General features: G+C 69.3%; 22 protein-coding genes. 14 read left to right on the forward strand and 8 right to left on the reverse strand.

The annotated features are described in order from the left end of the window. The first annotated feature begins 2 nt into the window (after window positions 1–2). The 4 genes from recR to OIE13_RS31080 all read left to right on the forward strand — a co-directional run bounded on the left by recR (window position 3) and on the right by OIE13_RS31080 (window position 3558). Complete coding sequence (recR, locus tag OIE13_RS31065) at window positions 3–602, forward strand: recombination mediator RecR (protein WP_326646174.1); 600 nt, start codon at window positions 3–5, stop codon at window positions 600–602. Beyond that, on the forward strand, window positions 595–1128 hold the full coding sequence (locus tag OIE13_RS31070; protein ID WP_030919805.1) for a DUF5063 domain-containing protein: 534 nt from the start codon (window positions 595–597) through the stop codon (window positions 1126–1128). Before recR ends, OIE13_RS31070 begins: the two co-directional genes overlap by 8 nt. A gap of 91 nt (window positions 1129–1219) precedes the next feature. After that, window positions 1220–2494 (forward strand): aspartate kinase, encoded by a 1275-nt coding sequence (locus tag OIE13_RS31075; RefSeq protein WP_326646173.1) that lies wholly within the window; start codon window positions 1220–1222, stop codon window positions 2492–2494. Beyond that, window positions 2491–3558, forward strand: a complete 1068-nt coding sequence (locus OIE13_RS31080) for an aspartate-semialdehyde dehydrogenase (protein WP_326646172.1) — start codon at window positions 2491–2493, stop codon at window positions 3556–3558. The genes OIE13_RS31075 and OIE13_RS31080 overlap by 4 nt, the downstream gene beginning before the upstream one ends. A gap of 65 nt (window positions 3559–3623) precedes the next feature. Here the strand turns inward: OIE13_RS31080 and OIE13_RS31085 are convergent, their stop codons facing one another. Further along, complete coding sequence (locus tag OIE13_RS31085) at window positions 3624–4382, reverse strand: hypothetical protein (protein ID WP_326646171.1); 759 nt, start codon at window positions 4380–4382, stop codon at window positions 3624–3626. A 565-nt stretch (window positions 4383–4947) separates the two neighbouring features. On the opposite strand from OIE13_RS31085, the gene OIE13_RS31090 reads away from it, so the two are divergent. Next, entirely contained in the window at window positions 4948–5568 is a 621-nt protein-coding gene (locus tag OIE13_RS31090) for a TetR family transcriptional regulator (protein WP_326829089.1), read from the forward strand. A gap of 81 nt (window positions 5569–5649) precedes the next feature. Continuing rightward, window positions 5650–6417, forward strand: coding sequence for a bestrophin-like domain (locus OIE13_RS31095; protein WP_326646169.1), 768 nt, complete (start codon window positions 5650–5652; stop codon window positions 6415–6417). Between the two features lie 78 nt (window positions 6418–6495). Here the strand turns inward: OIE13_RS31095 and OIE13_RS31100 are convergent, their stop codons facing one another. Next, window positions 6496–7329, reverse strand: coding sequence for a hypothetical protein (locus OIE13_RS31100; RefSeq protein ID WP_326829090.1), 834 nt, complete (start codon window positions 7327–7329; stop codon window positions 6496–6498). Window positions 7330–7525: 196 nt separating this feature from the next. On the opposite strand from OIE13_RS31100, the gene OIE13_RS31105 reads away from it, so the two are divergent. The 3 genes from OIE13_RS31105 (at window position 7526) to OIE13_RS31115 (ending at window position 10421) form a co-directional block, all read left to right on the forward strand. Further along, entirely contained in the window at window positions 7526–8494 is a 969-nt protein-coding gene (locus OIE13_RS31105; RefSeq protein WP_326829091.1) for an LLM class F420-dependent oxidoreductase, read from the forward strand. 3 nt (window positions 8495–8497) lie between these two features. Next, complete coding sequence (locus OIE13_RS31110) at window positions 8498–9913, forward strand: amidase (RefSeq protein ID WP_326646166.1); 1416 nt, start codon at window positions 8498–8500, stop codon at window positions 9911–9913. Between the two features lie 169 nt (window positions 9914–10082). Then, the gene (locus tag OIE13_RS31115; RefSeq protein WP_326646165.1) at window positions 10083–10421 is read left to right on the forward strand and encodes a YkvA family protein; all 339 of its coding nucleotides are present in this window, start codon (window positions 10083–10085) and stop codon (window positions 10419–10421) included. Here the strand turns inward: OIE13_RS31115 and OIE13_RS31120 are convergent. Next, a complete protein-coding gene (locus OIE13_RS31120; protein ID WP_326646164.1) occupies window positions 10402–11598 on the reverse strand; it encodes an amidohydrolase family protein in 1197 nt (398 codons plus the stop codon). The two genes, OIE13_RS31115 and OIE13_RS31120, sit on opposite strands and share 20 nt — an antisense overlap. A 148-nt stretch (window positions 11599–11746) precedes the next feature. Here OIE13_RS31120 and OIE13_RS31125 point away from each other — a divergent pair, with 148 nt between their 5' ends. After that, a complete protein-coding gene (locus tag OIE13_RS31125) occupies window positions 11747–12433 on the forward strand; it encodes a hypothetical protein (RefSeq protein WP_326829092.1) in 687 nt (228 codons plus the stop codon). Between the two features lie 132 nt (window positions 12434–12565). On the opposite strand, the gene OIE13_RS31130 is transcribed toward OIE13_RS31125, so the two are convergent. After that, a complete protein-coding gene (locus OIE13_RS31130) occupies window positions 12566–14137 on the reverse strand; it encodes an IS1182 family transposase (RefSeq protein ID WP_326639485.1) in 1572 nt (523 codons plus the stop codon). A gap of 117 nt (window positions 14138–14254) precedes the next feature. Next, the gene (locus OIE13_RS31135; RefSeq protein WP_326646162.1) at window positions 14255–15109 is read right to left on the reverse strand and encodes an SURF1 family cytochrome oxidase biogenesis protein; all 855 of its coding nucleotides are present in this window, start codon (window positions 15107–15109) and stop codon (window positions 14255–14257) included. 206 nt (window positions 15110–15315) lie between these two features. On the opposite strand from OIE13_RS31135, the gene OIE13_RS31140 reads away from it, so the two are divergent. Beyond that, window positions 15316–15969, forward strand: a complete 654-nt coding sequence (locus OIE13_RS31140; RefSeq protein ID WP_326646161.1) for a VC0807 family protein — start codon at window positions 15316–15318, stop codon at window positions 15967–15969. A gap of 269 nt (window positions 15970–16238) precedes the next feature. After that, the gene (locus tag OIE13_RS31145) at window positions 16239–16835 is read left to right on the forward strand and encodes a TetR/AcrR family transcriptional regulator (RefSeq protein ID WP_326646160.1); all 597 of its coding nucleotides are present in this window, start codon (window positions 16239–16241) and stop codon (window positions 16833–16835) included. Window positions 16836–16890: 55 nt separating this feature from the next. Here OIE13_RS31145 and OIE13_RS31150 read toward each other — a convergent pair whose 3' ends face one another. Further along, entirely contained in the window at window positions 16891–17205 is a 315-nt protein-coding gene (locus OIE13_RS31150; protein WP_326646159.1) for a hypothetical protein, read from the reverse strand. Between the two features lie 137 nt (window positions 17206–17342). On the opposite strand from OIE13_RS31150, the gene OIE13_RS31155 reads away from it, so the two are divergent. Continuing rightward, the gene (locus OIE13_RS31155; protein ID WP_326646158.1) at window positions 17343–18794 is read left to right on the forward strand and encodes a DUF7059 domain-containing protein; all 1452 of its coding nucleotides are present in this window, start codon (window positions 17343–17345) and stop codon (window positions 18792–18794) included. Window positions 18795–19107: 313 nt separating this feature from the next. Here the strand turns inward: OIE13_RS31155 and OIE13_RS31160 are convergent, their stop codons facing one another. Beyond that, window positions 19108–22215, reverse strand: coding sequence for an AfsR/SARP family transcriptional regulator (locus tag OIE13_RS31160; protein ID WP_326646157.1), 3108 nt, complete (start codon window positions 22213–22215; stop codon window positions 19108–19110). Window positions 22216–22548: 333 nt separating this feature from the next. Between OIE13_RS31160 and OIE13_RS31165 the strand changes: the two genes are divergently transcribed. Beyond that, window positions 22549–23034 carry a hypothetical protein gene (locus tag OIE13_RS31165; RefSeq protein ID WP_326646156.1) on the forward strand — a complete coding sequence of 162 codons (486 nt, stop codon included), beginning with the start codon at window positions 22549–22551 and terminating at the stop codon, window positions 23032–23034. 256 nt (window positions 23035–23290) lie between these two features. Here the strand turns inward: OIE13_RS31165 and OIE13_RS31170 are convergent, their stop codons facing one another. Next, window positions 23291–23935 carry a GNAT family N-acetyltransferase gene (locus OIE13_RS31170; RefSeq protein WP_326646155.1) on the reverse strand — a complete coding sequence of 215 codons (645 nt, stop codon included), beginning with the start codon at window positions 23933–23935 and terminating at the stop codon, window positions 23291–23293. Between the last annotated feature and the right edge of the window lie 161 nt (window positions 23936–24096).

The following is a 24096-nucleotide window of genomic DNA, read 5'->3' on the forward strand; positions in this document are numbered from 1 at the left end:
TCATGTACGAAGGGGTCGTCCAGAACCTGATCGACGAGCTGGGGATGCTCCCCGGCGTCGGTCCCAAGAGCGCGCAGCGCATCGCGTTCCACCTGCTGGCAGCGGAGCCGGCCGATGTGAAACGGCTCGCGCACGCTCTGCTGGAGGTCAAGGAGAAGGTCCGCTTCTGCCGGGTCTGCGGCAATGTCGCGGCGGAGGAGGAGTGCCGGATCTGCCGTGACACCAGGCGCGATCCCCACGTGATCTGCGTCGTCGAGGAGTCGAAGGACGTCGTGGCCATCGAGAAGACCCGCGAGTTCCGAGGCCGTTACCACGTGCTGGGCGGGGCGATCAGCCCGATCGACGGTGTCGGCCCCGACGACCTGCGCATCAGAGAGCTCGTGACCCGCCTGGCGGACGGCCAGGTCACCGAGCTGATCCTCGCCACCGACCCCAACCTTGAGGGGGAGGCGACGGCGACCTATCTCGCCCGTCTGGTCAAGCCGATGGGACTGAAAGTGACACGACTGGCCAGCGGTCTGCCGGTAGGCGGTGACCTCGAGTACGCGGACGAGGTCACCTTGGGCCGCGCGTTCGAGGGAAGGAGGCTCCTCGATGTCTGATGACGCGTGGAGTGCTCTCGCGGAACGGATCGCGGAGCACGCGAAGAACTACATCGACGGCCTGACCCGCCTGGCGGGTGGTGAGGGCGGCGACGCCATCCTGCCCCTGCTGCTGGTGGAGGTCGCGCAAGTCAGCTCGGCCGGCGCGCAACTTGGCGCGAGCCAGGACGTGATCCTGTCGGGCAACTGGGAACCGCACCTGGGCGAGGACCCGGACGTCGACGCCGTCCGAACGGCTCTGGCCGAGCGGCTGGGTCCGGTCGACGACTACGCCGAGGTCTTCGACCCCTACAAGGACACCGTGGTCACCCCGTACCGGCTGTCGGACGACCTGACGGCGGTGGCCGCCGACCTCCTGCACGGTCTGCGACACCACAGTGCGGGTCGCCCGCTGGAGGCTCTCTGGTGGTGGCAGTACTCCTATTTCAATACCTGGGGAAACCACGCTGGAGCGGCGATGCGGGCACTTCAGGCCCTTGTCGCCCATACCCGGCTTGATGTCGCCGAGGAGCGCACAACCGTGTGATCGTCCACATACTGAGCCACATCAGAAGGTCTCAACTAGGGCGCCAGTAGACTGTGAACTCCACAGCCCTAGATTGCTTCGGAGACATCTCGTGGCGCTCGTTGTTCAGAAGTATGGTGGTTCGTCCGTCGCCGACGCGTCCTGCATCAAGCGGGTCGCTCAGCGGATCGTCACGACGAAAAAAGCCGGCAACGACGTCGTGGTGATCGTCTCGGCCATGGGCGACACGACGGACGAACTACTCGACCTCGCCAAGCAGGTCTCGCCGCTCCCGCCTGCCCGGGAGCTCGACATGCTGCTCACCTCGGGTGAGCGCATTTCGATGGCGCTGCTGGCGATGGCGATCGCCAACCTCGGCCAGGAGGCGCGCTCGTTCACCGGCTCCCAGGCCGGCGTGATCACCGACTCCTCGCACGGCCGCGCGCGCATCATCGACGTGACGCCCGGCCGGATACGCGGGGCGCTCGACAGCGGCCAGGTCGCGATCGTGGCCGGGTTCCAGGGTGTCTCCCAGGACACCAAGGACATCACCACGCTCGGCAGGGGCGGTTCGGACACCACGGCGGTCGCGCTCGCCGCCGCCCTGAACGCCGACGTGTGTGAGATCTACACCGACGTGGACGGCGTCTTCACCGCCGACCCCCGCATCGTCCCGACCGCCCGTAAGATTCCCAGGATCTCGTACGACGAGATGATGGAGATGGCGGCCTGCGGTGCGAAGATCCTGCACCTGCGCTGCGTTGAGTACGCTCGCCGTTTCGGCCTGCCGATCCACGTCAGAAGCTCGTTCAGCACCAAGGAAGGCACGTGGGTCGTCTCCGACCCCGACAGCGAAGGAACAGAGATGGAGCAGCCGATCATCTCCGGCGTCGCGCACGACCGGAGCGAGGCCAAGATCACGGTTGTCGGGGTGCCCGACAAGGTCGGCGAGGCTGCGACGATCTTCAAAACGCTTGCCGACGCTGAGATCAACATCGACATGATCGTGCAGAACGTGTCGGCGGCGACGACCGGCCGGACCGACATCTCCTTCACACTGCCCACGAGTGACGCCTCCGCGGCGCTCACCGCGCTGAAGAAGATCCAGGAGCGCATCGGCTTCGAGTCGTTGCTCTTCGACGACCAGATCGGCAAGGTCTCGCTGATCGGAGCGGGCATGCGCTCGCACCCCGGCGTCACCGCGACGTTCTTCGCCGCTCTCGCCGACGCGGGGGTGAACATCGAGATGATCTCCACCTCGGAGATCCGTATCTCGGTGATCGTCGGACAGGACGAGGTGGACACGGCGGTCAGCGCCGCGCACCGCGCGTTCGACCTCGACGCCGACCAGGTTGAAGCCGTGATCTATGGAGGTACCGGGCGATGAGCCGCAAGCCCACCCTTGCCCTGATCGGCGCGACCGGTGCCGTCGGCACCGTGATGCGCGACATCATCTCCGGCCGTGAGAACGTCTACGGGGACATCAAGCTCGTCGCGTCCGCCCGCTCGGCGGGCAAGGTCCTGCGGGTCCGCGGCGAGGACCTCGTCGTCCAGGAGCTGACCCCCGAGGTCTTCGACGGCGTCGACATCGCGATCTTCGACGTGCCGGACGAGGTCTCCGCGACGTGGGTGCCGATCGCCGCCGAGCGCGGCGCCGTCGTCATCGACAAGTCGGGCACCTTCCGGATGAACCCCGAGGTCCCGCTGGTCGTGCCGGAGGTCAACCCCGAGGCCGCGCGTGAGCGGCCGCTGGGAATCATCTCCACCCCCAACTGCACGACCCTGTCGATGATGGCCGCGATGGGCGCCCTCCACGAGGAGTACGGCCTGCGCGCGCTGGTGGTCGCCTCCTACCAGGCGGTCTCCGGCGCGGGCGTGGCGGGCTCGGCACGCCTCTACGACGAGGTCGAGGCCCTGGCGGGCGACCGCACGGTCGGGCAGACCGCCGGTGACGTGCGCAAGGCCCTGCAGAACAAGCTCGGGGACGCCGAGTCGCCCTTCCCGGCGCCGGTGGCGTTCAACGTGGTGCCGTGGGCGGGCTCGCTCAAGGACGGCGGCTGGGCCTCCGAGGAGATCAAGCTCCGCAACGAGTCGCGGAAGATCCTCGGGATCGGTGATCTGAAGGTCTCGGCGACCTGCGTCCGCGTCCCAGTGATCACCACTCACTCGCTGGCCGTGCACGCGACCTTCGAGCGTGAGATCACCGTCGCGGACGCCCATCGGATCCTGGAGGCCGCTCCGACCGTGGTCGTCATGGACGACCCGGCCAACGGTGTCTTCCCGACCCCGGTGGACGTCGTCGGAACCGACCCCACCTACGTGGGCCGAATCCGCCAGGCGCTCGACTTCCCCAACACCCTCGACCTGTTCGTCTGCGGCGACAACCTTCGCAAGGGCGCGGCCCTGAACGCGGCGGAGATCGCCGAGCTGGTCGCGGCCGAGTTCGGGTGACCTTCCCGGCCGTGTGGCGGCACCGGATGCCGCCGCACGGCCCTTTGCGGCAAAGGACTCGCGGGTCAGCGGAAGAGGATGTCCCAGTGGTCCGTCTCGCGGGCGTAGAGGGTGCCCGAGGTCGCCGATTCGCCGTACAGGGGGGCTCCGTCGCCTCGCACGCCCTGTGATGGATGGTTCTTCGTGATGTAGCGGTTGATGCACGCGTTGGGTTTGATGTCCAGCTTGTAGCCCGCGTAGTGGCTGTAGGGACCCGGGGCATGACCCACCTCGGTGCCGCCGGTGACGACCAGGGGACAGCAGCTGCGGCGCTTCAGCTCGATCACGTCGGAGACGGTGGCGGCCCGGACCGCCTCCAGCGAGGTGCAGTGTTGGTTGCGGCGGTTCGCGCATTTACCTGAGGAGCTCCAGGTCAGGCCCGCCGCCCGCAGGCGCTGTTTGGCGTCGGCCTGTGCCAGCCGCACCGGCTGGCGCTGCTTGGCCTGCCGCGCCTGAGGGGGGTGGGCCTCGGCCGCGTTCTTGGGGGCGGAGGGGGCCTGCTCCGCGAAGGTCTCGGGGCGGGACCGTGCCTGGAGGGCCCGGGTCTCCCGGGGGCTCTGAAGTGTGGTTTCGGGGATCAGGGGGGCAGCCTGTTCCGGTGGTGTGCCCGCCCGGGCGATGTCCCTCGCCTGGAGGGAGAACGCGGCCTTTCCGCCGTGGCGGACTGTCCGGTGGTAGAGCCCTCGGACGTAGCCCTGGGCGGTTTCCAGAGTGCCGATGTCGTACGATCCGATGATCGTGGACCGGCGTGCCTCCGCCGGGCCGGCCGTGATCGGCCGGCTCACGATCGTGACGGTGGCCGGTGCGTGTCCGCTCTCCGCGGTCGCGCTGTCGTCCTGGGCCGATGCGATGAAAGATATCTGCAGAGCGAGCAGTGCCCCAGCGGTAAACCGGGCAGCTCGCCGTCTACAGGGACGTGTCCCCATTATGTATCCCTTGTCGCGGGAGCCCTTCCGCCAAATGGATCAATCCCACCCCCGAACCCGGATGATCCCTACCGAAGGGTTGTTTTTGCCCGGTAATGGGGATCATCGTGCGGCTCGATGACCTGCTGAGGCGGGGGCGTACGGTGATCGGCATGATCGGGTCCGCCGTGGGCGGCTGCCGCCGGGCGCACGGAGATGAGAGCGGTGTGGCAATAGTTGATATGAGTGGCGGGGACAATGTGGCGCGCCTAGTGTCGTCGACTGGGGCTTCTCCCTGGTGACGCGGGACGGATGATCTAGGGTTCGTCCAGTGGAGAGAGACCAGCCGAGCCCGTTCTCCCAGCTCCAACCGATAGGTGACAGGTGCTCTATGGCCGAGCCGCCCCCGAGAAGCCGTGGATCAGACAGGACCCGTGAGGTCATCGTGGAGACGGCCCTGCGGCTTTTTCGCGAGCGAGGGTACGAGGCGACCACGATGCGGGCCATCGCCGCCGAGGCCGGGGTGTCGGTGGGCAACGCCTACTACTACTTCGCCTCGAAGGAGGTCCTGGTCGAGGCCTATTACGACCGGGCTCAGGCCGAGCACGAGGCCGCGTGCGAGAAGCTGCTGGCCACCGAGCACCGATTCGCCGCACGGTTGGAAGGTGTGCTGCGGGAGTGGGTGCGGGTCTCCGAGCCCTACCACGAGTTCGCGGTGAAGTTCTTCAAGCACGCTGCCGAGCCGAGCAACCCGCTCAACCCGTTCAGCGCCGAGTCCTCGCCCTCCAGGGACGCGTCGATCGAGATCTACCGGCGGGTCGTGGAGGGATCCTCCGGCCGGATGGACGCCGAGTTGCGGGCCGAGCTGCCCGAACTGCTCTGGCTGATGTCGATGGGCGTCGTCCTGTTCTGGGTGCACGACGACTCGGCGGGATGCCGACGGACATATCGGTTCATCGAGCTCATCGTGCCGCTGGTGGATCGGTTGGTGGGGCTCTCGCACCTGCCCGGCCTGCGCGGGGTCGCCCGTGACTTCATCGCGGGGGTTCACGAACTCCGCGAGTGAATACCGGCGGAACTCCAGGAATCATCGTGTCGATCTGATTACTCTGAGTGGCTGATTCGATGACGGATTCAAGGGAGTCCCATGGGTTGGGTAGCCGTGCTGGTGGTGCTGTCCGTCGCGATCCTGCTGATCGCGTTCCGCGTGCTGAGGAGGAAGGGGCGGGATGACGACGGGCACGGCTCGTCGTCCATCGACTTCTCCGCCAACCTCGCCCTCGCCGTCTATCTGCTGGTGCTGGCCTACGCCGCGGTCCTGTGCCGGGACGGGCTCTGGACGACGGAGGCCGACGTCCAGGCCGAGGCCGAGAGTCTCACCGAGATGTACTGGTCGGTGGCACCCATCCCCGAGGCGGCGCCCGTCAGGACCCAGATCCGCCAGTACACCGCGCAGAGCATCGACCTCGACTGGCCGCTCATGGCCGACCGTGAGATGTCCCCGCTCCCCGGGCAGACCCTCGCCGACATGCGGGCCTCGGTGCTCCGGCTCCAGCCGATCGGTGACGCGAGCAAGAACCTCCAGCAGGACGCGCTCGACCGGATCTCCGAGATCTCCCACGCTCGAACCGTAAGGAGTGACGACGCGAGCACCGGCCTGGAGGGCATCTTCGTGGCCTTGCTGATCCTCTCCGGGCTGCTGGTGATCGCGCTGCCCTGGACGCTCAGGGTGCGTCCCACGTTCCCGTCGATCATCGCCGATCTGGTCCGGGTGGGCGTGGTCGTCATCGGGGTGTGCTTCATCATCCTGATCAGCCACCCGTTCAGCGGTCTCGGCGCCGTCGAGCCTGACGCGTTCAAGGCCGCGCAGCGGCAGTACGACCAGATCGACGGCCGGTTTCCCGACCAGCCGTAACTCGGCGCGTCCAGAATCGGAGACGCCCGCCGGTGGATCTTCCACCGGCGGGCTCGGCCGTCCCAGGTGCCGCCCGCGCTATCCGCGGCCCCTGTGGTTGAGGGCGGCGACCGCGGTGACCGAGATCACGCCGGTGAACATCACCAGGAGGACGAGCCTGCGGTCGGTGCCCTTGCGCCGCTCGGCGTAGCGGTCCAGCACCAGTCGCTGCCGCAGCAGGGGGGGAGCGCTGTGGCGCGTCGCCGGTGCGGGCCGCGGGGGGCGGGTCCGGGGTGGCGTCGGCGTGACGACCGCCTTGGGGACGTAGGCGGGCGGGGCGGGCGGGAGGGGCCGGGGCCGGGTCGGTGAGGGAGAGGGGGGCGGCGGGGTCGGTGAGGGCGCTGTGGGCGTCGGCGACTCCGGTTCGGGCTCGGGTGTCGGCTTGGGCTTGGGTTTTGGCTCCGGTTCCGGCTTGACTGGAATGTCTGCCGGATAGCCCGGTTTCTTTGGCGGCTCCTTCGGATGATCGGTCTCCGGCGGGAACACCGTTGGATAGTCCGGTTCGGGTTTCACCTTGATGGGAAACGCGACAGGATCCCCGGGCTCCCGGTTCACCCGGGGAGGTGCTGTCGGGTAGTCGGGCTCGGCTTTCATCTCGGGTGGCGGCGTGGCCGGGTATCCGGGCTCCCGGCCGGCCTGGGAGGCAGTCGTCGAGTAGTCCGTCTCGGGTTCCGGGTGTGCTGATCGGCCGGAGGCCGAGATCGGCTTCCCGGCGTGCTGGACGACCTGCGGGGCGGGCGGGCCGACGCCGCCCGTCGTCGAGAGCGCCGAGAGGGGGGGCGCCCAGGCCAGCATGGGGGCCGCGACACAGGTCGCGAGGACCGCCGCGTTGAGCAGGCCCCGTCGTTCGTTCCTCCACCGATGCGTCGTCACGCAAAGTTTCTAACATAACACGGAAGGTGATGGGAGGGTAAGTGGGGAGCCGACATAGATCAGTACCCTGTCGGCATACCGTCTGGTTGGTACAGCTAACCTACTGACGCCCCCCGGTCGGGTGCGGCAAGCTACATTAGAATGTCGTTCTAGGGGAAGGCTCTGGGGCGGCGACCACTGACACGGAGGCGGCACGATGGCTACGGGCCCACGCTGGGGTATGACGATTCCCTTCAACGACCGCTCACTGGCCGATTCCAAGGATCTGATCGCCGAGCTCCCCGGACTCGGCTACACCGATGCCTGGTCCGCCGAGATCAACGGCGTCGACGGCTTCGTGCCCCTGGCGATGGCCGCGGAATGGGCGCCGGGGGTGCGAATCGGCAGCGCGATCGTCCCGGTCTCCACCAGAGGTCCCGGCCTGCTCGCCATGTCCGCCGCGACGCTCGCCGACCTCGCCCCCGGACGCTTCGTCCTGGGCATCGGGGCCTCCTCCCCGGCCATCGTGGAGCGCTGGAACGCCGGGGAGTTCGTCAAACCCTTCGCCAGGACCAGAGACACCCTGCGTTTCCTGCGCAAGGCCCTCGCGGGCGAGAAGGTCACCGAACGGTACGAGACGTTCGAGGTCAAGGGTTTCAAGCTGGAGCGCGCCCCCAAGATCCCGCCGAAGATCGTACTCGCCGCGCTCCGCCCCCGCATGCTGCACCTGGCCGCCGACGAGGCCGACGGCGCGATCACCAACTGGCTCTCGCCGCAGGACGTGCTGAAGGTCAGGGCCGAGGTCGGCCAGGAGACCGAACTGATCGCCCGGCTGTTCGTGTGCGTCAGCGAGGACGCGGAGAAGGTGCGCGAGCTCGGACGCTGGATGCTCGCGAGTTACCTGACGGTCCCGGTCTACGCGGCCTTCCACGACTGGCTGGGGCGCGGGGAGACACTGCGGCCGATGCACGAGGCCTGGGCGGCCGGTGACCGGCAGGCGGCGCTCAAGGCCATCCCCGACGAGGTGGTGGACGCGCTCATCGTGCACGGCGACGCCGCCACGTGCCGGGCCAGGATCAGGGAGTATGTGCGCAACGGTCTGAACACCCCGGTCCTCGCACTCATCCCCGGGGGCGAGGTCCCGATCACGCAGGCCGTACGAGATCTGGCCCCCGTCGAGGAGTGACTCTTGCACGACCTGCTGAAGTTGGACGCACTCGGACAGGCGCAGGCCGTGTGGAAGGGAGAGGTCTCACCGAGGGAGCTCGCCGAGGCGGCGATCGCGCGGATCGAGGCGTGTGACGGCGCGATCAACGCGGTGGTCCACCGCAGGTTCGAGCGGGCGTTGGAGGAGGCGGACAAGGTCGAGGTCGACGCTCCCTTCGCGGGGGTGCCGACGCTGCTGAAGGACCTGGGATGGGGCATGGCCGGCGAGCCGTACCGCGCGGGATCGCGCACCCTTGACGGGATCTCGGCGGAGCGCGACGGCTACGCGGTGGCCAAGCTGCGCCGGGCCGGGTTCACGATCCTGGGCCGGACCAACACCCCGGAGTTCGGCACCGCGATCACCACCGAGCCGGTGGCCTTCGGCCCGACCCGCAATCCGTACGACCTCCGCTACAGCAGTGGCGGGTCGAGTGGAGGGTCCGCGGCGGCGGTGGCGGCGGGCATGGTCGCGGTGGCCACGGCCAGCGACGGCGGCGGATCGATCCGGATCCCGGCCAGTATGTGCGGGCTGGTCGGGTTGAAGCCGGGCAGGGGCCGGGTCAGCTCGGGGCCGTCGGCGGGCGAGCCCTGGGCGGGCTTCTCGGCCGCGGGCCTGCTCTGCCGTACGGTCAGGGACAGCGCGGCGACCCTCGACGTGATCGCGGGGGCGATGCCGGGCGATCCGTACGGCGCGCCCGCCTGGCGGCGCCCGCTCGCCGAGGAGGTCGGAGCCGACCCCGGGCGGCTGCGGATCGGTTTCCTCGCCGAACACCCGGACGGGACCTTCCCGGCGCAGGAGGACCTGGTGGCCGCGGTGACCGGGGCCGCCGGGCTGTTGGAGGCGCTGGGGCACGACGTCGAGCCGGGGGGACCGCCCGCGCTCGCCGAGGACGGCTTCGCCGCGCACTTCGGCACGGTCGTCGCCGCCCACGTGGCCGCCGACCTGGAGGACATCGGGCGCTGGCGTGGCAGACCGGTGGAGCTGGACGAGCTGGAGACGCGCAACCGGATCCTGGGCGCGGCGGGTCGCGAGCTCGGCGCGGTCGGCTATGTGGCCTCGCGCGACTGGATCGACGGGTTCCGGCGGCGGATGGCCGCCTGGTGGGAGTCCCACGACCTGCTGCTCATGCCGTCCCTGGGGGTGGCGCCCTTCCGCCTCGGCCGACTGCCCGCGGACGACGTCAGCCTCTCGCGGGGCCTGACCAACCAGGCGGTGGCGTTCACCTCGCCGATCAACGCCACCGGGCAGCCCGCGATCTCCCTGCCGCTGCACCGCACCGCGGACGGTCTGCCGGTGGGGGTGCAGCTGGTCGCCGCGGCGGGGCGGGAGGACCTGCTCATCCGGGTGGCCGCCCGGATCGAGGAGGAGCGGCCCTTCCAGCACCTGGCGATGTACTAGCGTGCCGGCTGGAGCCGCGGGGGTGTCCGTCGACAGGTGGCCGGGAGAGGCTCGTGATCGTTTCGGCGGTGGCGGTGTCCGGGAACCTCACCGGAAAATCACGCGTTATATCGTGAAAAGGTAGGGTAATACGCCAGCAGGCGAACCTGCTTTGCGAGGAGGATTCCCCATGGCGAAGGCGGCGCGTGCGGCACAGGCGTGGCGGACGTACAGAAGTGTGTCGAAGCCGGGAACGCCCGGTCTCGGCGCTCGCCTGCGTGCCCTCCCCAAGATGATCGGCGCGGTCATGCGGGGGCGGTATCCCGGTATGAGCAAGGGCAAGCTGGCCATGATGGGCCTTGGCGTGCTCTACATCATCTCGCCGATCGACGTCATCCCCGACTTCCTGGTTCTCATCGGGGTGGCCGACGACTTCGGCCTCTTCCTGTGGCTGATGAGCTCCCTGCTCGGCGAGGGCGGGCGCTACGTCGACTGGGAGCGCGAGCAGGTCAGAGCTGTTCCATCCTGAGCCAGGCGCGAGAGGGCAGCGGGTGGCCGAACAGGCGGGCGGCGTTGCCGTAGGCCACCCGGGCGATGTCGGCGGGCGGCAGGTTGCCGAGGTTCGTCGCGATGGCCTGCTGGGTGTCGGGCCAGGTGGAGTCGGAGTGGGGGTAGCCGCTCTCCAGCAGTACGTGCTCCAGCCCGACGGCGAGCCGCACCCCGGACAGGGCATGATCGTTGAGCGTGCCGAAGAAGAAGTTTCTACGCAGGACCTCGCTGGGCTTCAGGCCCCCCTCCCAGGACGCCTCGCCGGCGACCGGGTGGTCAAGCGCGTAGTCGGCTCGCTCGGCGAGCATCGGCAGCCAGCCCACGCCCCCCTCGACGATGAGGATCCGTAGCGCGGGGAAGCGCAACGGGATGCCCGACCAGAGCCAGTCGGCACAGGCGAACATGGCGCTCGTCGGCATCAGCGTGGTGATCGCCTCGATCGGGGTGTCCGGCGAGGGGACGGGGGCCCAGGAGCCGGCGCCGGCGTTCAGGCAGACGACAGTGCCCGTCTCCTCACAGGCCTGGAAGAACGGGTCCCAGTGGTCGCTGTGGATGGACGGCAGGCGCAGCCGGGTGGGGAACTCGGGGAAGAGGACCGCCTTGAAACCGCGCGCCGCGTTGTCGCGGATCTCCTTGGCGGCGATCTCGGGGTCGGTCAGCCAGGGCAGTTGCAGGGCGATGATCCGCTCCGGATAGGTGCCCGCCCAGACGTCCACGTGCCAGTCGTTCCACGCGCGCAGGATCGCCAGGCCGAGCTCCTGGTCGCGGGTCTTGGCGAAGACCATGCCCGACTGCACGGCCAGCATGCCGGGGAAGCAGAGCGCGGCCCAGACACCGGCACGGTCCATGTCCTCGATCCGGGCCTCGATGTCGTGGCAGCCGGGACGCATGTGTTCGAACCGCACCGGGTCGAGCGTCCACTGCTCGCGAGGCAGACCGGCGCCCACGTCGAGCGCGGCGCAAGGGTAGGTGGCGCCGCCGTAGCGCCAGACCTGGTGACCTGAGTCGGTCTCGACCACCTTGGGAGCCAGGTCGGTGTATTTCTCCGGCAGCCGGCCGTCGAACATGTCGGGCGGCTCGATCAGGTGGTCGTCGGCTGAGATGATCACATAGTCCCGCCGCCTGGGCTCGGGGTCGGGGAGCAGCGGCGTAGTCACACGGTCAACCGTATGACGCTGGAATCACACTGTTCAAGCTACAAGGTCTCCGGTTGGTATCTCTGTCTCCCAAGACGTCTCTTACAGGCGTCCTACGGGGCCACCGGCTAGCCTGTCTGGCGGTGGGTCTCGTGTGACGGGGGCAGAGATGCGAGTGGTGGTTCCGGCACGGGGCGACATACCGTACGGCGTGCGTCTGGCACTGCTGTTCGTGCTCGCGCTCTCCACGGTGGTCGTCCACCTCAACCAGGCGCCACCCCTGCGGCCGGCGTCGGAGCTCATCTCGGACCTGCGGGCGGGCGGGGTGACCAAGGTCGTCTACGATCGCAACTGGCCCGCCTACGGCACGCTGACGTGGTCGCACGGGCCGCTCTCCTGGAGCCAGGCCCGCTTCGACCAACCCGACGACGTCTGGGACCCCGAGACCACCCGGCTGGTTCCCGAGGCCCTGGAGCGCAGCCAGGGGGCCTTCCTGGCCCAGGTACGCGCCGCGGCCGACCCCGGTGTGGAGATCGTGCGCACCGAGGGCTTCGGCGGCCTGGTGGGCTCGTCCGCCTACGGGCGCTGGTGGGAACCCTTCGGGCCGGTGGCGGTGGCGGCGGAGGTGCTGGCCTGGTTGTTCATGCTGACCCGGCCGAACCCCCGCTACGCCAGCCGCTGGGCATGGTTCTGGATGTTCCTCACCGGTGGCTCGTTGCTCTACGTCCTGCTGGAGCCCCGTCCCCTGTGGCGCGGACCGTACGAGGTGCTGCCCGCACCGGCCAGAATCGACGGCACGCGAGGGTTCGCGATCGCGGTGGCGGTTCTTTTCGGCATGGCGATGGTCAACGCCTGACCATTGGGTCCAGGGCCCGCTGATCTGGCGCGAGATCGGCCCGGAGACGCTCCTGGCGGGCCCGGCCGCCTAGAAGTGCACTGAAGATCTTGGTTTGAGTGGATATCGGCGCGGAGCAGGCGCCCCGGCGGCTTATGCAGTGGCGGGGTTCAGTGCCCAGGCGCCGCCTGTGTGGGTGAGTCCGAGGTTGATGAGGCGGCGGAGGTTGAGTGCGGCAGCGCGGTTGTGGAGCCAGATGTTGTTCTTGAGGACGCCGCGGTAGGGAACGCGACGGTTGCCTTTGGCGACCAGCCAGGCGATGGCGCGTTCGACGGGTGGTCGCCAGCGGCGGTACTCCTGCTGCCATCGCTGACTGGTGGCGGCCTGCTGCCGGGCGGTTTTGAGGAGGTCATAGTGGGGGTGGACGTTGAAGGTGCGTCCGGTCTTGGACGTGGTGCAGCGTTCGCGCAGTGGGCAGGTGCGGCACAGGATCTTGAACTGGGCCTGGCGGTTACCACCTGCCAGCGGGCGGCCGAGGGTTTTGGTGTGGCCTGCCGGGCAGGTGACGCGGCCGGTTTGGGTGTCGACCTGGAAATCGTCGGTGGTGAAGCCGCCGGGGACGGCTTGGCGTAGCGGCGGCGGCTTGATCACCAGGGTGTGGCCGTCGGCTTGGAGGGTCTGTCGCAGGTCGCCGGTGCCGTAGGCGGTGTCGCCCAGTACCGTCAGGGCATCGTCGTCGCCGGCGAGGAGGCTTCGGGCGACGGCGGCCTCGTGGTTGTCCGCGCCGCTGCCCGCGGTGAGGGCGACCTCGGTGAACAGCCCCGCCTCGGGCTCGAACGCGGCATGTGCGCGAAAGCCGTCCTGGTGGCGGGTGCGGTTCTTGTGGATGTGGCGGGCCTCGGGGTCGACCGTGGACACGATGCGGTCGTGGGCGGTGCGCCGGGCGATCCGCCATCGGCCGTCGGAGCCGTCGGCGGGCTCGACGTCTTGTCCTGCGACCAGTGCCAGCAGTCCGAGGGCGCCTGCCGCCGTCTCGCCGAGCGGTTGGCCGGGCACGTGAGCGATGAGATTAAGGGCGTCGGTGACCAGGGCGTCGACCAGTGTGTCCCGCGCCTGCTGGTCGTTCCAGGCGATCTTCGGCTTGCCGGGGTCGGTGTAGTCGTGGGCGGTGCACCACTGGGCGGCGACCGGCTCGGCGCCGGGGACGTCGCGGATGACCCGGCGGATCGCGGCGATGAGCTGGGTGACGGTGTCCTGGGTGGCGACCGCGTCGTCCAGCACGGTGGAGTCCAACGCCCGGCGCTGCCTGCCTTTGAGGACGCCGGTGGCCGCGACGACTTCCCTGACCTTGGTGAACAGCCGGTTCGGATCGGCCGAGCGCTGCAGGCGCCGTCGGAAGTAGGTCAACAGCGACGGGTCGAACGCGGTGTCGTACAGACCCAGGCCGCAGGCGGCCTTCCACCTCAGGTCACAACGCAGTTCCTGAACCGTCTCGAAGTCCGACAGCCCGTGCAGGCTCTGCAGGACGATCACTGTGGCGAGCACCTGCGGCGGCATGCTCGGCCGCCCGTTCGCCGAGGGATACATGTCCGTGAACATGTCTGCTGGGAACAGCGTCTGCCGATGTTCGGCCAGGAACGCGAAAACGCTCCCGGCTGGGATCAGCTCCCGGCAGGTCTGCCACACATCCGGCCCTACCGGTTCTCCAGCCCATTCACCCTGCACGCAACGAGTCTGGCCCCGAATCATCCGAGGCGGGACCAGAACGCAAGATTTTCAGTGCACTTCTAGAGGTCTCCTTCGCCGGGTGCCGGGTGCCGGTGTTCCTGAGGGTTCTCCCGGTCAGGCCCCGGCACGTCCTGCCGGCGCGGTCCGCTCGGGGCCGTCCGGGAGTTCGGCGGGGTCGTCGGGCTCCGGGCCGCCGGTCGTGGTCGGCGCGGCCGTGGCCGCGGCCTTGAGGTCGGCCGCCTCCCTGCGGATCAGCAGTGCCCAGCCGCCGATCGCGATCCCGATGAACAGCCACCACTGCACGCCGTACGCCAGGTTGAGCCCGCCTCCCCCGCCGACGTCCGGCGCGGGGACGGGTTCCGGCGCGGCGGTGGCCGCGGGCGACTGCTTGGTCAACTCGACGTACCCGCCGAGAAGCCTGTACGGCAGGCGGCTGCCGATCGCCTCGGTGTTGATCAGCAGGACCTGGCCCGTGGGCAGGCCCGCCCGGTCCCGGATTCCCGAGGTCTCCTCGGTCTCGGTGGGCCGTAACCTGCCGGTGACAGTCACCTCACCTGAGGGCGGCGCGGGGACCTCGGGGAGGGCGTCCGCCGTGGCGCCCGCCTTGACCCAGCCCCGGTTCACCAGCATGCCGGTGCCGTTCGGCGAGATCAGCGGGGTCAGCACGTAGAAGCCGACCGTCTTGTTCTGGGTGCGGCGTCTGACCAGGAGCTGGGCACCCGTGTCGTACCTGCCGCCGACCGTGACGGGGCGGTATTTGTCCTGCACGGAGACGGTGCCGCCGGGCGAGGTCAGCTGTTCCACGGCGACGGGGGCGGTGGCGAGGTTGCGCGTGATCTGGTCGCTGCTGGTGGATCTTTCCGTGAAACGCCCGAACTGCCACTGGCCCAGCAGCACGAAAGCGGGGATGACCAGCAGCACCACCACGTGGAGAGCCACCCATCGGGGAGTCAGCAGAAACCGGTACACGCTCTCAAGAGTAGGCACCGGGAGCGCCGCCCCGTCCTCCGAGTGCGCTTTTGGGAGTGGCGGAGGGTGCCTTGGAGCGTAGTAAGGTGCCCGGAACCGCTCGTCCGTCGGATGTCATGGAAAAGTCCATAGGACACTCCGGATATCGCATATGGTCGGCTGAAATATCCCCTGGGACGTTCCATCACCTTCGGAGCCCGCTCCTGATGACTGTGCTCACGCCCGCTCCCACGGCTCCGATCGCACTTCCCCCTCTCGGTGCTCTGCTGCGGCACGCCGCCCCCAGGGTGTTCGAGAGCATGATGCTTCCCGTTCTCGTCTTCTACGTCGCGCTGATCTTCACCAACTCGCACGTCGCGCTGGCGGTGGCGGCGCTCTGGGTCTACGGCGGGGTCGCCTGGCGACTGGTCAGGCGTAGCGAGGCACCCGGCACGCTCATGCTGGCGGCGGGCACGATCACCGTCAGGGTGGTGCTGACCGTGGCGACGGGCAACCCCATTGTGTTCTTCCTGCAGCCCTGCCTCGGGGTGTTCTGCGTGAGCATGGGTTTCCTGCTCACCGCGCCGTTGCGGAGGCCGCTGATCCGGCGGGTGGTGGCCGATCTCGTGCCGCTGCCCGACCAGGTGACGGAGCATCCGAGGATGCGCCGCTTCTTCGTGTCGCAGTCGGTGCTGTGGGGGTGCGCGCAACTGCTGAACGCGGCGCTGAGCCTGTGGCTGCTGCTCAGCCAGACTCTGGAGACCTACCTCCTCGTGCGCACCTCGGCGGTCGCGGTGCTGCTCGGCGGTGCGGCACTGATCTCGGTGCTCAGCCTCCGGCACTGCCTGCGGGGGCTGGAGACGCGGGAGTCGGAGGGCTGAGGCGTATGCCGGGGCCGGGAAGCGGGGTGACCTCTCTCGGCCCGGGGACCTCACGCCCGGGGACGCCGTCGAGGTCCGGCCCGCGCGGCCGGATGACGAGGAGCGGGTCCGTCGCTTCCTCGGAGGGACGCGAGAGGGGTCGCTCCCCTGCGGGCGGAGCGTCCGGGGCGGTGGTGCGGTATCACAATCAAGGCGGTAAGATCGGCGTGGTGCAAGCTGTTTCCCGAACAGTTTGCGGAACAAGGTTCTGGTGCCCCACCATTGGAGTCGTGAAGACCGCCAAGAACGGACGCGACGGCCGTACCAGGATCGTCGAGGGCGCCCTACGACGATTCAGCCAAGACGGTGTCTCGGCCACCACGCTGGCCAGCCTCCGTGAGGAGAGCGGCGTCAGCGTCGGCAGCTTCTACCACCACTTCGCCAGCAAGGACCATGTCTTCGGCGTCCTGTACGCCGAGACCCTGCGCATGTACCAGGACGCGTTCCTCGCCGAACTCAACCGCCACGAGGGGGCGCGGGAGGGCATCGAGGCCATCGTCGCGTTGCACATGTCCTGGTGCGGCGAGCATCGCGAGCGCGCCCACCTGCTGATCAGTGAGCGGCCGCCCAGGCGCGAGGAGCCGGGCGGCACCGAGGTGTCGGAGTCGCGCAGGGCGTTCTTCAGGAAGGTCTCCGACTGGTGGCGCCCGCACATGAAGAACGGGCTGCTCCAGCCCGTCCACCCGACGATGTGCTACGTGCTCTGGCTCGGACCGGCCAACGAGATGTGCCGCCTGTGGTTCGCCGGGGCGCACCAGCCCACCTCCGACGAGATCGGCGGCCTCTGCGAGGCGGCCTGGCAGAGCCTGCGGCAGCAGGGCTCCTGACCGCCGTCACCGGTCCTCCCCGGTCGGAGCGGGGTCCTCCCCGGCCGGAGCGGGTTCAGTGCGTGCCCGCCAGCTGGCGCATCCGCGTCGACACCCGCCAGACGTCCTCGTCCAGCGAGATGTCCAGTCGCAGGTCCTGACGCCTGCGCCGCAGGCCGGGCACGCGCACCCGGTCGGAGACGTCGAACCTGCCGCGCCTGGCGTAGCCGAACCCCAGCTCTCCGGGGAAGACTCGCAACTCATCCTGATTGCCGCATCGCGGGCAGGTCCAGGCGACCAGATCCTTGCCTCGGCAGTAGTCGTGGCAGGCGCGAAAATACTCATCAGGGTTAAAACGGGACTCGCAGGCGAAGCAGGGAATCAGCATCATGGATCCTTTGGAGCAGATGGTGCAGCTACCAAGAGGTACCGCCTCCCGGTTGAGGTCCGCTTGCAGAATGCTTACCCCGGTGCGTAACGGTCTCATCACCCGGGGCGGCCGGACGTGCCCGGTGCGAGGATTACCCGGTGAACGATCTGCTGGACCGGCTCAGAGAGCTTCTGCTCGACACCGGCTACACCATCGACGGCGTCCGCGAGCGACTCGGTGACGTCGCCGCCACCGCGCTCTCTCGCGAGGAGACGGTGCCCGCCCTGCGCGCCACCGGCCAGGGTGACCCGCTCGGCATCCTGATCCGGCTGTGGTGGCTCGGCATCCCCGTGGAGGCGAGAGGGGCACCGGCGGGCCTGGCGGTGGAGGAGTTGGCCGCCGCAGGCCTGGTGACCGTCAAGGACGGCCGGGTCACCTCCACGGTCCACCTTCAGCCCTGGGAGACCGGTGGTTACCTGGTCTCCGACCGCAAGGTCAGGCCGGGTGACCCCGCCCTGCGCCCGGACCACGTCGTCGGCGCGGGCGGGGCCTCGGCGAATCTCGCCCAGCTGGCCGCACATCGCCCGGTCGAGCGTGCTCTGGACCTCGGTACCGGGTGCGGGGTCCAGGTTCTCCATCTGAACGGCCACGCCGAGAAGATCACGGCCACCGACGTCAACCCGCGCGCGCTGGAGCTGGCCCGGTTGAGCTGGGCGCTGTCCGGGATCACCGGGGTCGAGGCGCGGCAGGGGTCCATGTTCGGTCCCGTCGAGGGCGAACGCTTCGACCTGGTCGTCTCCAACCCGCCGTTCGTGATCTCCCCTGCCGGACGGTTCACCTACCGGGAGTCGGGCTTGTCCGCCGACGACTTCTGCCGCGATCTCGTACAGCGGGTGCCGGGCCACCTTGCCCCCGGCGGCACCTGCCACCTGCTGGCCAACTGGCTGCACGTCGGCGGCGAGGACTGGCGTGACCGGGTGGGCGGCTGGCTCACCGGGACCGGCTGCGACGGCTGGGCGGTCCAGCGCGACGTGCAGGATCCCGCCGAGTACGTCGAGTTGTGGCTGAGGGACGCGGCCGAGCAGGGCACCCCGCGCTACCGCGAGCTCTACGACGACTGGCTCGGCTGGTTCGAGTCCGAGAACGTCACCGGGATCGGTTTCGGCTGGATCACGCTGAACGACTCCGGGAGCCTTGACCCGGTCGTGCGGGTGGAGGAGTACGGCCTGCCGGTGGAGTTGCCGGTCGGCGGATATGTGGACGAGGTGCTCGGCGCGATCACCACGGCGCATCGGCTGACCGACGCCCAGCTGCTGGGCGCCAGGCTGGCGGTCGTCGAGGGGGTGCTGGAGGAGCGGATCGGGCCGCCCGGCGCCGAGGACCCGGCGCGGATCGTGCTGAGGCAGACCGGGAGACTGCGCCGCAGCGCGCGGGTCGGGACCGTGGAAGCCGCCCTCGCGGGGGTCTGCGACGGTGACTATCCACTGGCCCCGCTGCTCGCCGCGATAGCGGAACTCACCGGGGAGGATCCCGATGACCTGTGTTCCAAGGCCCCCGCCATGCTCCGTCCGCTGATTGCCGAGGGGTTTTTCCACATATCCACAGGGTGATTATCCACAGGCTGTGGATGTCGCCGCTATTGTCCGTCAATCGGATGGCAAACCTCGCGGAGGAAGCTCTGGTCGTGGGGCACGGACCCGGGGGGTGAAGGGTCCGTGCAAAGCCCGGCCGGCCGCCACAGTGAGGCGGCCGGCCCGCGGGTGACGTACCGGATGACCGGGCCCCCTACGCGTCGCCCGGGGCCAGGTGGCCGGCCGGGCCTCCACGCTCACTCCGGGACGCGGACCGACTTCGAGGGGTATGCCAGTGATCAACCATGTTTGGATGACGCGACTTGACGATGATCTTTATGATGATCTTGGGTCAGCTGTCGACCTGGTCGCGCTCCAGCAGAAGGCGCAGATCCTCGGCCTCGGGTGCCCCGAGCCTGGTGAACAGGTCGTGGGCGCGTTCGAGGCAGTCGCGACCGCGGCCGGTGCTACCGAGGCCGTTGAGCGCCTTGCCTAGCATCCACAGAGCCTGCGCCTCACCGTACGGGTGGCTGATCTCCCGGCTCACGGTAAGCGCCTGCTCCGCGTGACGGGTCGCGTCCGTGAAGCGGCCCGCGTGGATGAAGGTCTCGGCCAGCCGGGCACAGACCCGCTGCTCCCAGACCCGCTGCCTGCTGGCCCGGAAGAAGGCGAGGCACTCGGCGTGGTGGTGGACCGCCTCGTTCAGCCGGCCGACCCGCGACAGGATCATCCCCAGGTGGTAGCGGGCCCTGGCGGTGCCGGCGCTGGAGCCCATCTCGATGAACAGGGCCAGACCCTGCTCGGCGGCGGCGATCGCCTCCTGCGGCTGCTCCAGGAACAGGTGGTCGCGGGCGGAGTAGCTGAGTGTCAGCGCCTCCCCGCCCCGCGCCCCGACCTCCCTGAACGCCTCGCGCGCCGAGCCGAACCAGGCCAGGGCCTCCACATGGCGGCGCCGGCGCCCGGCCACGACGGCCAGCGCGTTCAGCACCTCGCCGACAACGATGCGCTCGCCCCCGGCCGACAGCTCCAAGGAGGTACGGAACTCCTCCTCGGCCTCGGCCAGCCGGTTGGTGCCGAACAGCACCCGGCCGAGCACGTAGCGGCAGCGCAGCTCGCTGGAGACAGCGCCGAGCCGTCGCGCCACGGCCAGCATCTCCCGCGTCCGGCCCTCGAATTCGCGGCCGTGACTCCCCGACTCCAGCAGCGGCTCCATGGCGAGCAGCAGGTCGGCTCCCGGCAGCAGTGCCCCGGCCTCGTTCGCGCGGGCCACCTGGGCGATCGACGCGAACAGCGACTCCGCCTCCACCGACAGCCAGGCCACAGCCTCGTCGGCGGAGGCGAAGGCGTGGCCGGTCCCGGCGACCCCCAGCTGGTCGGCGATCGTGCTGCCCTCGTAGGCGAGGCGGTGCGCCGAGCACGCGGACGCCAGGTAGAAGTCGAGCAGCCGGCGCAGCGCCTCCTCGCCCTCCCCGCCGATGGCCACGCTCACTCCGGACCCGCGTCGCTCTCCGCCGTCCTGACCGCCATTCCCCGCAGCCGGGCTCTCGGCCCGTTCCGCGACACGGCGGGCGAAGAGTTTGAGCAGGTCGTGGAAGCGGTAGCGGCCAGGGGCCGGGGCCTCCAGCAGGCTGGCGTCCACCAGGGACTCCAGGACGTCCTCGGTGTCCATCGCCTCCAGCGCGAGCAGCCCGGAAGCGGCCCCGATCGAGATGTCCGGGCCACCGGGCAGGGAGAGCAGCCGGAACGCGCGGGCCTGAGCCGGGCTGAGCTGGCCGTACCCGAGGGCGAAGGTCGCCTCCACCGCGAGGTCTCCCACGCGCATCTCGTCCAGGCGGCGGCGCTCGTCGGCCAGCCGGGAAACCAGGGAGGCGACGGTCCAGGACGGCCGGGAGGCCAGGCGCGCCGCCACGATTCGCACCGCGAGCGGCAGGAAACCGCAGGCGGCGACCACGTCCATGGCGGCGGCGCGTTCCGCTTCCACCCTCTCGGCGCCGGCGACGGTGCCGAACAGCGCGAGGGCCTCCTCCGGCTCCATGACGTCCAGGTCGATCAGCCGGGCCGCGGCCAGGTCGGCGAGCTTGCCGCGGCTGGTCACGATCGCCGCGCATCCGGCCGAGCCGGGGAGCAACTGGCTCACTTGCGCGGCATCGCGGGCGTTGTCCAGCAGCACGAGCATCCGCCGGTCGGCCAGGAGCGAGCGGAACAGCGCCGACCGCTCGGCCAGGCCGTCGGGGATGGCGTCGGCGGGCAGGCCCAGTCCACGCAGGAACGCGGCCAGTACGGACTCGGGCGCGGTCGGCTCCACGCCGTACCCGCGCAGGTCGGCGTAGAGCTGGCCGTCGGGAAACAGGTCGTGCATGGCATGGGCGACGTGCACTGCCAGAGCCGTCTTGCCCACGCCGCCGATGCCGGAGATGGCCGCCACAGGCACGCCCTCGGAGCCCTCCTGGGCCGATAGCAGCGTGCGCAGCCGCGCGATGATCTGACGGCGCCCGGTGAAGTCGTTCACGGCGGCGGGAAGTTGCGCGGGGCGCGGCAGTTCCGGGGCCGCCGGTGTTCCCCGCGTTCCCGATGTTCTCGTCGCCTCCGGCTCCGGCTGCCGGCTCTGGGCCGGGGCGGCCGGCTGTGCGGCCTCGGCGGGCGCGGGCCGCGCCCGCCGGTCGACAGGGGCGCGTGCGAGGGCCGGGTCATCGGTGAGAATGCGCTGGTGCATGCTCGTCAGGTCGGGGCCGGGCTCGATGCCCAGCTCCTCGATCAACGTGGCACGGGTGTCGGCGAAGGCCGACAGCGCCTCCGCCCTGCGCCCGCAGCGGTAGTAGGCCAGCATCAGCTGGGCGCGGAGCCGCTCGCGCAGCGGGTGGTCGGCGGTCAGTGCGATCAGCTCGGACAGGGCGTCGGCGTGCCTGCCCAGCTCCAGGTCCAGGTCCATCAGGACTTCCAGCACGTTCATCCGGCGCTCGGCGAGCCGGTCGCGCTGGTGCTCGGCATAGGGGCCGACAGCTCCGGCCAGTGGCTCGCCGGTGCACAGCGCCAGGCTCGCGCGCAGGCTCTCCGCGGCTCTCGCCAGGTCACCCGCGCGGCGCGCGACCTCGGCCTCGGAGATACCGCTCTCGAAGAGAGCCAGGTCAAAGGCGATTCCGTTCAGCCGCAGCGCGTACCCCCTGCCGACGGAGGTGAGCAGCTCGGGGCGGGTGCGCGGGGACCTGCCCGGCTCCAGCACCGCGCGCAGCCGGGAGACGTAGGTGCGCAGGGCGCCGAGCGCGCGAGGTGGGGCGTCGTCCCCCCAGATCGCGTCGATCATCTCGGTCGGCGTCACCGCCCGCCCCTCCCTCAGCAGGAGCATCGCCAGGATGGAACGTTGCAGTGGGGTGCCCAGGTCGAGTTCGGATCCGTCACGCCAGGCCTGGACAGGACCGAGTACGGCGAACCGCAATCCGTCTCCGCTGCCCTGAACAGCCATTTCTTGAATCTCCGCCCGATGGGAAGTTTTATGGCCAAATGATAGATCCTCGCCTGCTTACTCAGTAGGTAGAGGGTTGCCAGTTCGCCGAGCCGTTGATCGCACGTCAATCGGCTGTTGAGTCGTGCCCGCAATGCTGTGGCTGTCGGGCATGGCCCCATACGGGGGCGGCCATGCCCGACATGTCGGTGGATTGCAGGTGTAGATAAAGGCGCTGTAAGTGTGATGAAGGCGGGCGGGTCTATCAATGAGCCATGGCTCCTGGAGGAAGTCGGGAGCCGTCCCCGGTTCCTGGAGGAAGTCGGGAGCCGTCCCCTCAAGGAGAGAACCATCATGCGCCGCTCGATCAGCAAGCTCCTCGGTCTCGCCGCCGCCACCGCCGTCATCGTGATCGGTGTTCCGGCCCTCGCCACCCCGGCCTCGGCCGCCACCCTCACCGCCGGTCCGGCCGCCTCCAGTGACTACGACGAGTCTTGGGGCTCCTACTACTCCAAGTACTACGACGACTCCCGCGCCAGCGCCAAGGGCCGCGTCTGGACCGACGACGACGACCGCGTCCACCTCCAGGGCAGGGTCTACGACAGGTACTCGCCGAACCGGCTCTGCGGCTACGTCCAGTTCAAGTTCGAGAACCACGACGGCGACGAGAACTACTACTGGGCCCGCAAGTGCGGCTCCCAGGGCTACACCCCCTTCCACTTCTCCGAGGAAGAGGTCGACAACCTGCAGGTCAGAGTCTGCTACTGGGACAGGAGCGACGCCAAGAAGACGCTGTGCGGTAGGTGGCGCTACATCTACGAGGTCGACGGCGAGGAGTGATTCCACCTCGTCCGGCGGACCCGCTCGGTGGTGCGGCGGACGAACGCCTCCCTGTAGGCCGCACTGGATGTGACCCATCGCGTGGGCCGCGCTGGATGTGACCCATCGCGCGAAGTCAGGCGAACACCAGGCCCGCCCGGAAGCCCGGGCGGGCCTTTCGTTCCATTAAGTAGTCAAAATGAGCTTTATTTGTTATGTGGTTTTTGTCTGCTTTGTTCTCTAATTCTCCCTGCAATGCCGTTTGTCTGGATGTGCCTCACGCGGCCTCGAACAGGCCCATCCGTGCGTGCAGCCGTTCTCGGACGATCGGCCATTCGTCGCTCAGGATCGAGTAGTACGCGGTATCTCGGACCGTGTCGTCGGCGCCTCGGCTCTCCGCCCGCCGCACACCGTCGAGGTGCGCGCCGAGGGCTTCGATGGCGGCCCGGGATCGTACGTTCCGTATGTCGGCCTTGAGGGTTATGCGGTGGACCTGCCAGGTCTCGAAGGCGAGGGAGAGCATCAGGTACTTGCTCTCGCGGTTGGCACCGGTCCCCTGCGCGGAGGCGGAGAGCCAGGTGTAACCGATGTCCGCCACGGACGGGACATCGCCCACCGCCCCACGAGTTCCCGGCGGCCAGGGCATGGGGCCCTGCCAGTACTCCAGGTTCATGAGACGGGTGGCACCGACCACGTGGTCGGTGTGAAGCCACCGGATGGCGAAGGGCATCGTGCGGCCCCCCGCCTGCTCAGCGAGAGCGGCCTTCACATAGGAGACCATCTCGTCCCGGCCATGGGGGACGCGAGTGAAGTCGTAGGTAGAACGGTCTTCACTCGCCGCGGCGACGAGGTCGTCGACGACCGCGAGGCTGAGCGGTTCCAGGCGCACGAGGCGCCCGGACAGGGTGACAGAAGCGGGCATGAGCACATGATGAGGGCTCTTTCCCCTTCTTGATGCCAAACGACACGAGACATCTTGATGAGCATCATGGGAAGCACCGGCTCCAGCGATTTCCACGGTAAGAAAGACCAGGTCAGCCATGCTGGCGCCACCTTGGGAAGGCGTGTCGCCGGGGCAGGGGG

Origin of the sequence: Streptosporangium sp. NBC_01810, assembly GCF_035917355.1 — a bacterium.
Taxonomy (GTDB): Bacteria; Actinomycetota; Actinomycetes; order Streptosporangiales; family Streptosporangiaceae; genus Streptosporangium.

Bases quoted from the DNA above. Each gene is read 5' to 3' on its own strand.
- recR (WP_326646174.1), top strand. From the start codon at position 3: ATGTACGAAGGGGTCGTCCAGAACCTGATCGACGAGCTGGGGATGCTC.
- OIE13_RS31070 (WP_030919805.1), top strand. From the start codon at position 595: ATGTCTGATGACGCGTGGAGTGCTCTCGCGGAACGGATCGCGGAGCAC.
- OIE13_RS31080 (WP_326646172.1), top strand. From the start codon at position 2,491: ATGAGCCGCAAGCCCACCCTTGCCCTGATCGGCGCGACCGGTGCCGTC.
- OIE13_RS31095 (WP_326646169.1), top strand. From the start codon at position 5,650: ATGGGTTGGGTAGCCGTGCTGGTGGTGCTGTCCGTCGCGATCCTGCTG.
- OIE13_RS31105 (WP_326829091.1), top strand. From the start codon at position 7,526: ATGGCTACGGGCCCACGCTGGGGTATGACGATTCCCTTCAACGACCGC.
- OIE13_RS31115 (WP_326646165.1), top strand. From the start codon at position 10,083: ATGGCGAAGGCGGCGCGTGCGGCACAGGCGTGGCGGACGTACAGAAGT.
- OIE13_RS31125 (WP_326829092.1), top strand. From the start codon at position 11,747: ATGCGAGTGGTGGTTCCGGCACGGGGCGACATACCGTACGGCGTGCGT.
- OIE13_RS31140 (WP_326646161.1), top strand. From the start codon at position 15,316: ATGACTGTGCTCACGCCCGCTCCCACGGCTCCGATCGCACTTCCCCCT.
- OIE13_RS31150 (WP_326646159.1), bottom strand. From the start codon at position 17,205: ATGATGCTGATTCCCTGCTTCGCCTGCGAGTCCCGTTTTAACCCTGAT.
- OIE13_RS31160 (WP_326646157.1), bottom strand. From the start codon at position 22,215: ATGGCTGTTCAGGGCAGCGGAGACGGATTGCGGTTCGCCGTACTCGGT.
- OIE13_RS31165 (WP_326646156.1), top strand. From the start codon at position 22,549: ATGCGCCGCTCGATCAGCAAGCTCCTCGGTCTCGCCGCCGCCACCGCC.
- OIE13_RS31170 (WP_326646155.1), bottom strand. From the start codon at position 23,935: ATGCCCGCTTCTGTCACCCTGTCCGGGCGCCTCGTGCGCCTGGAACCG.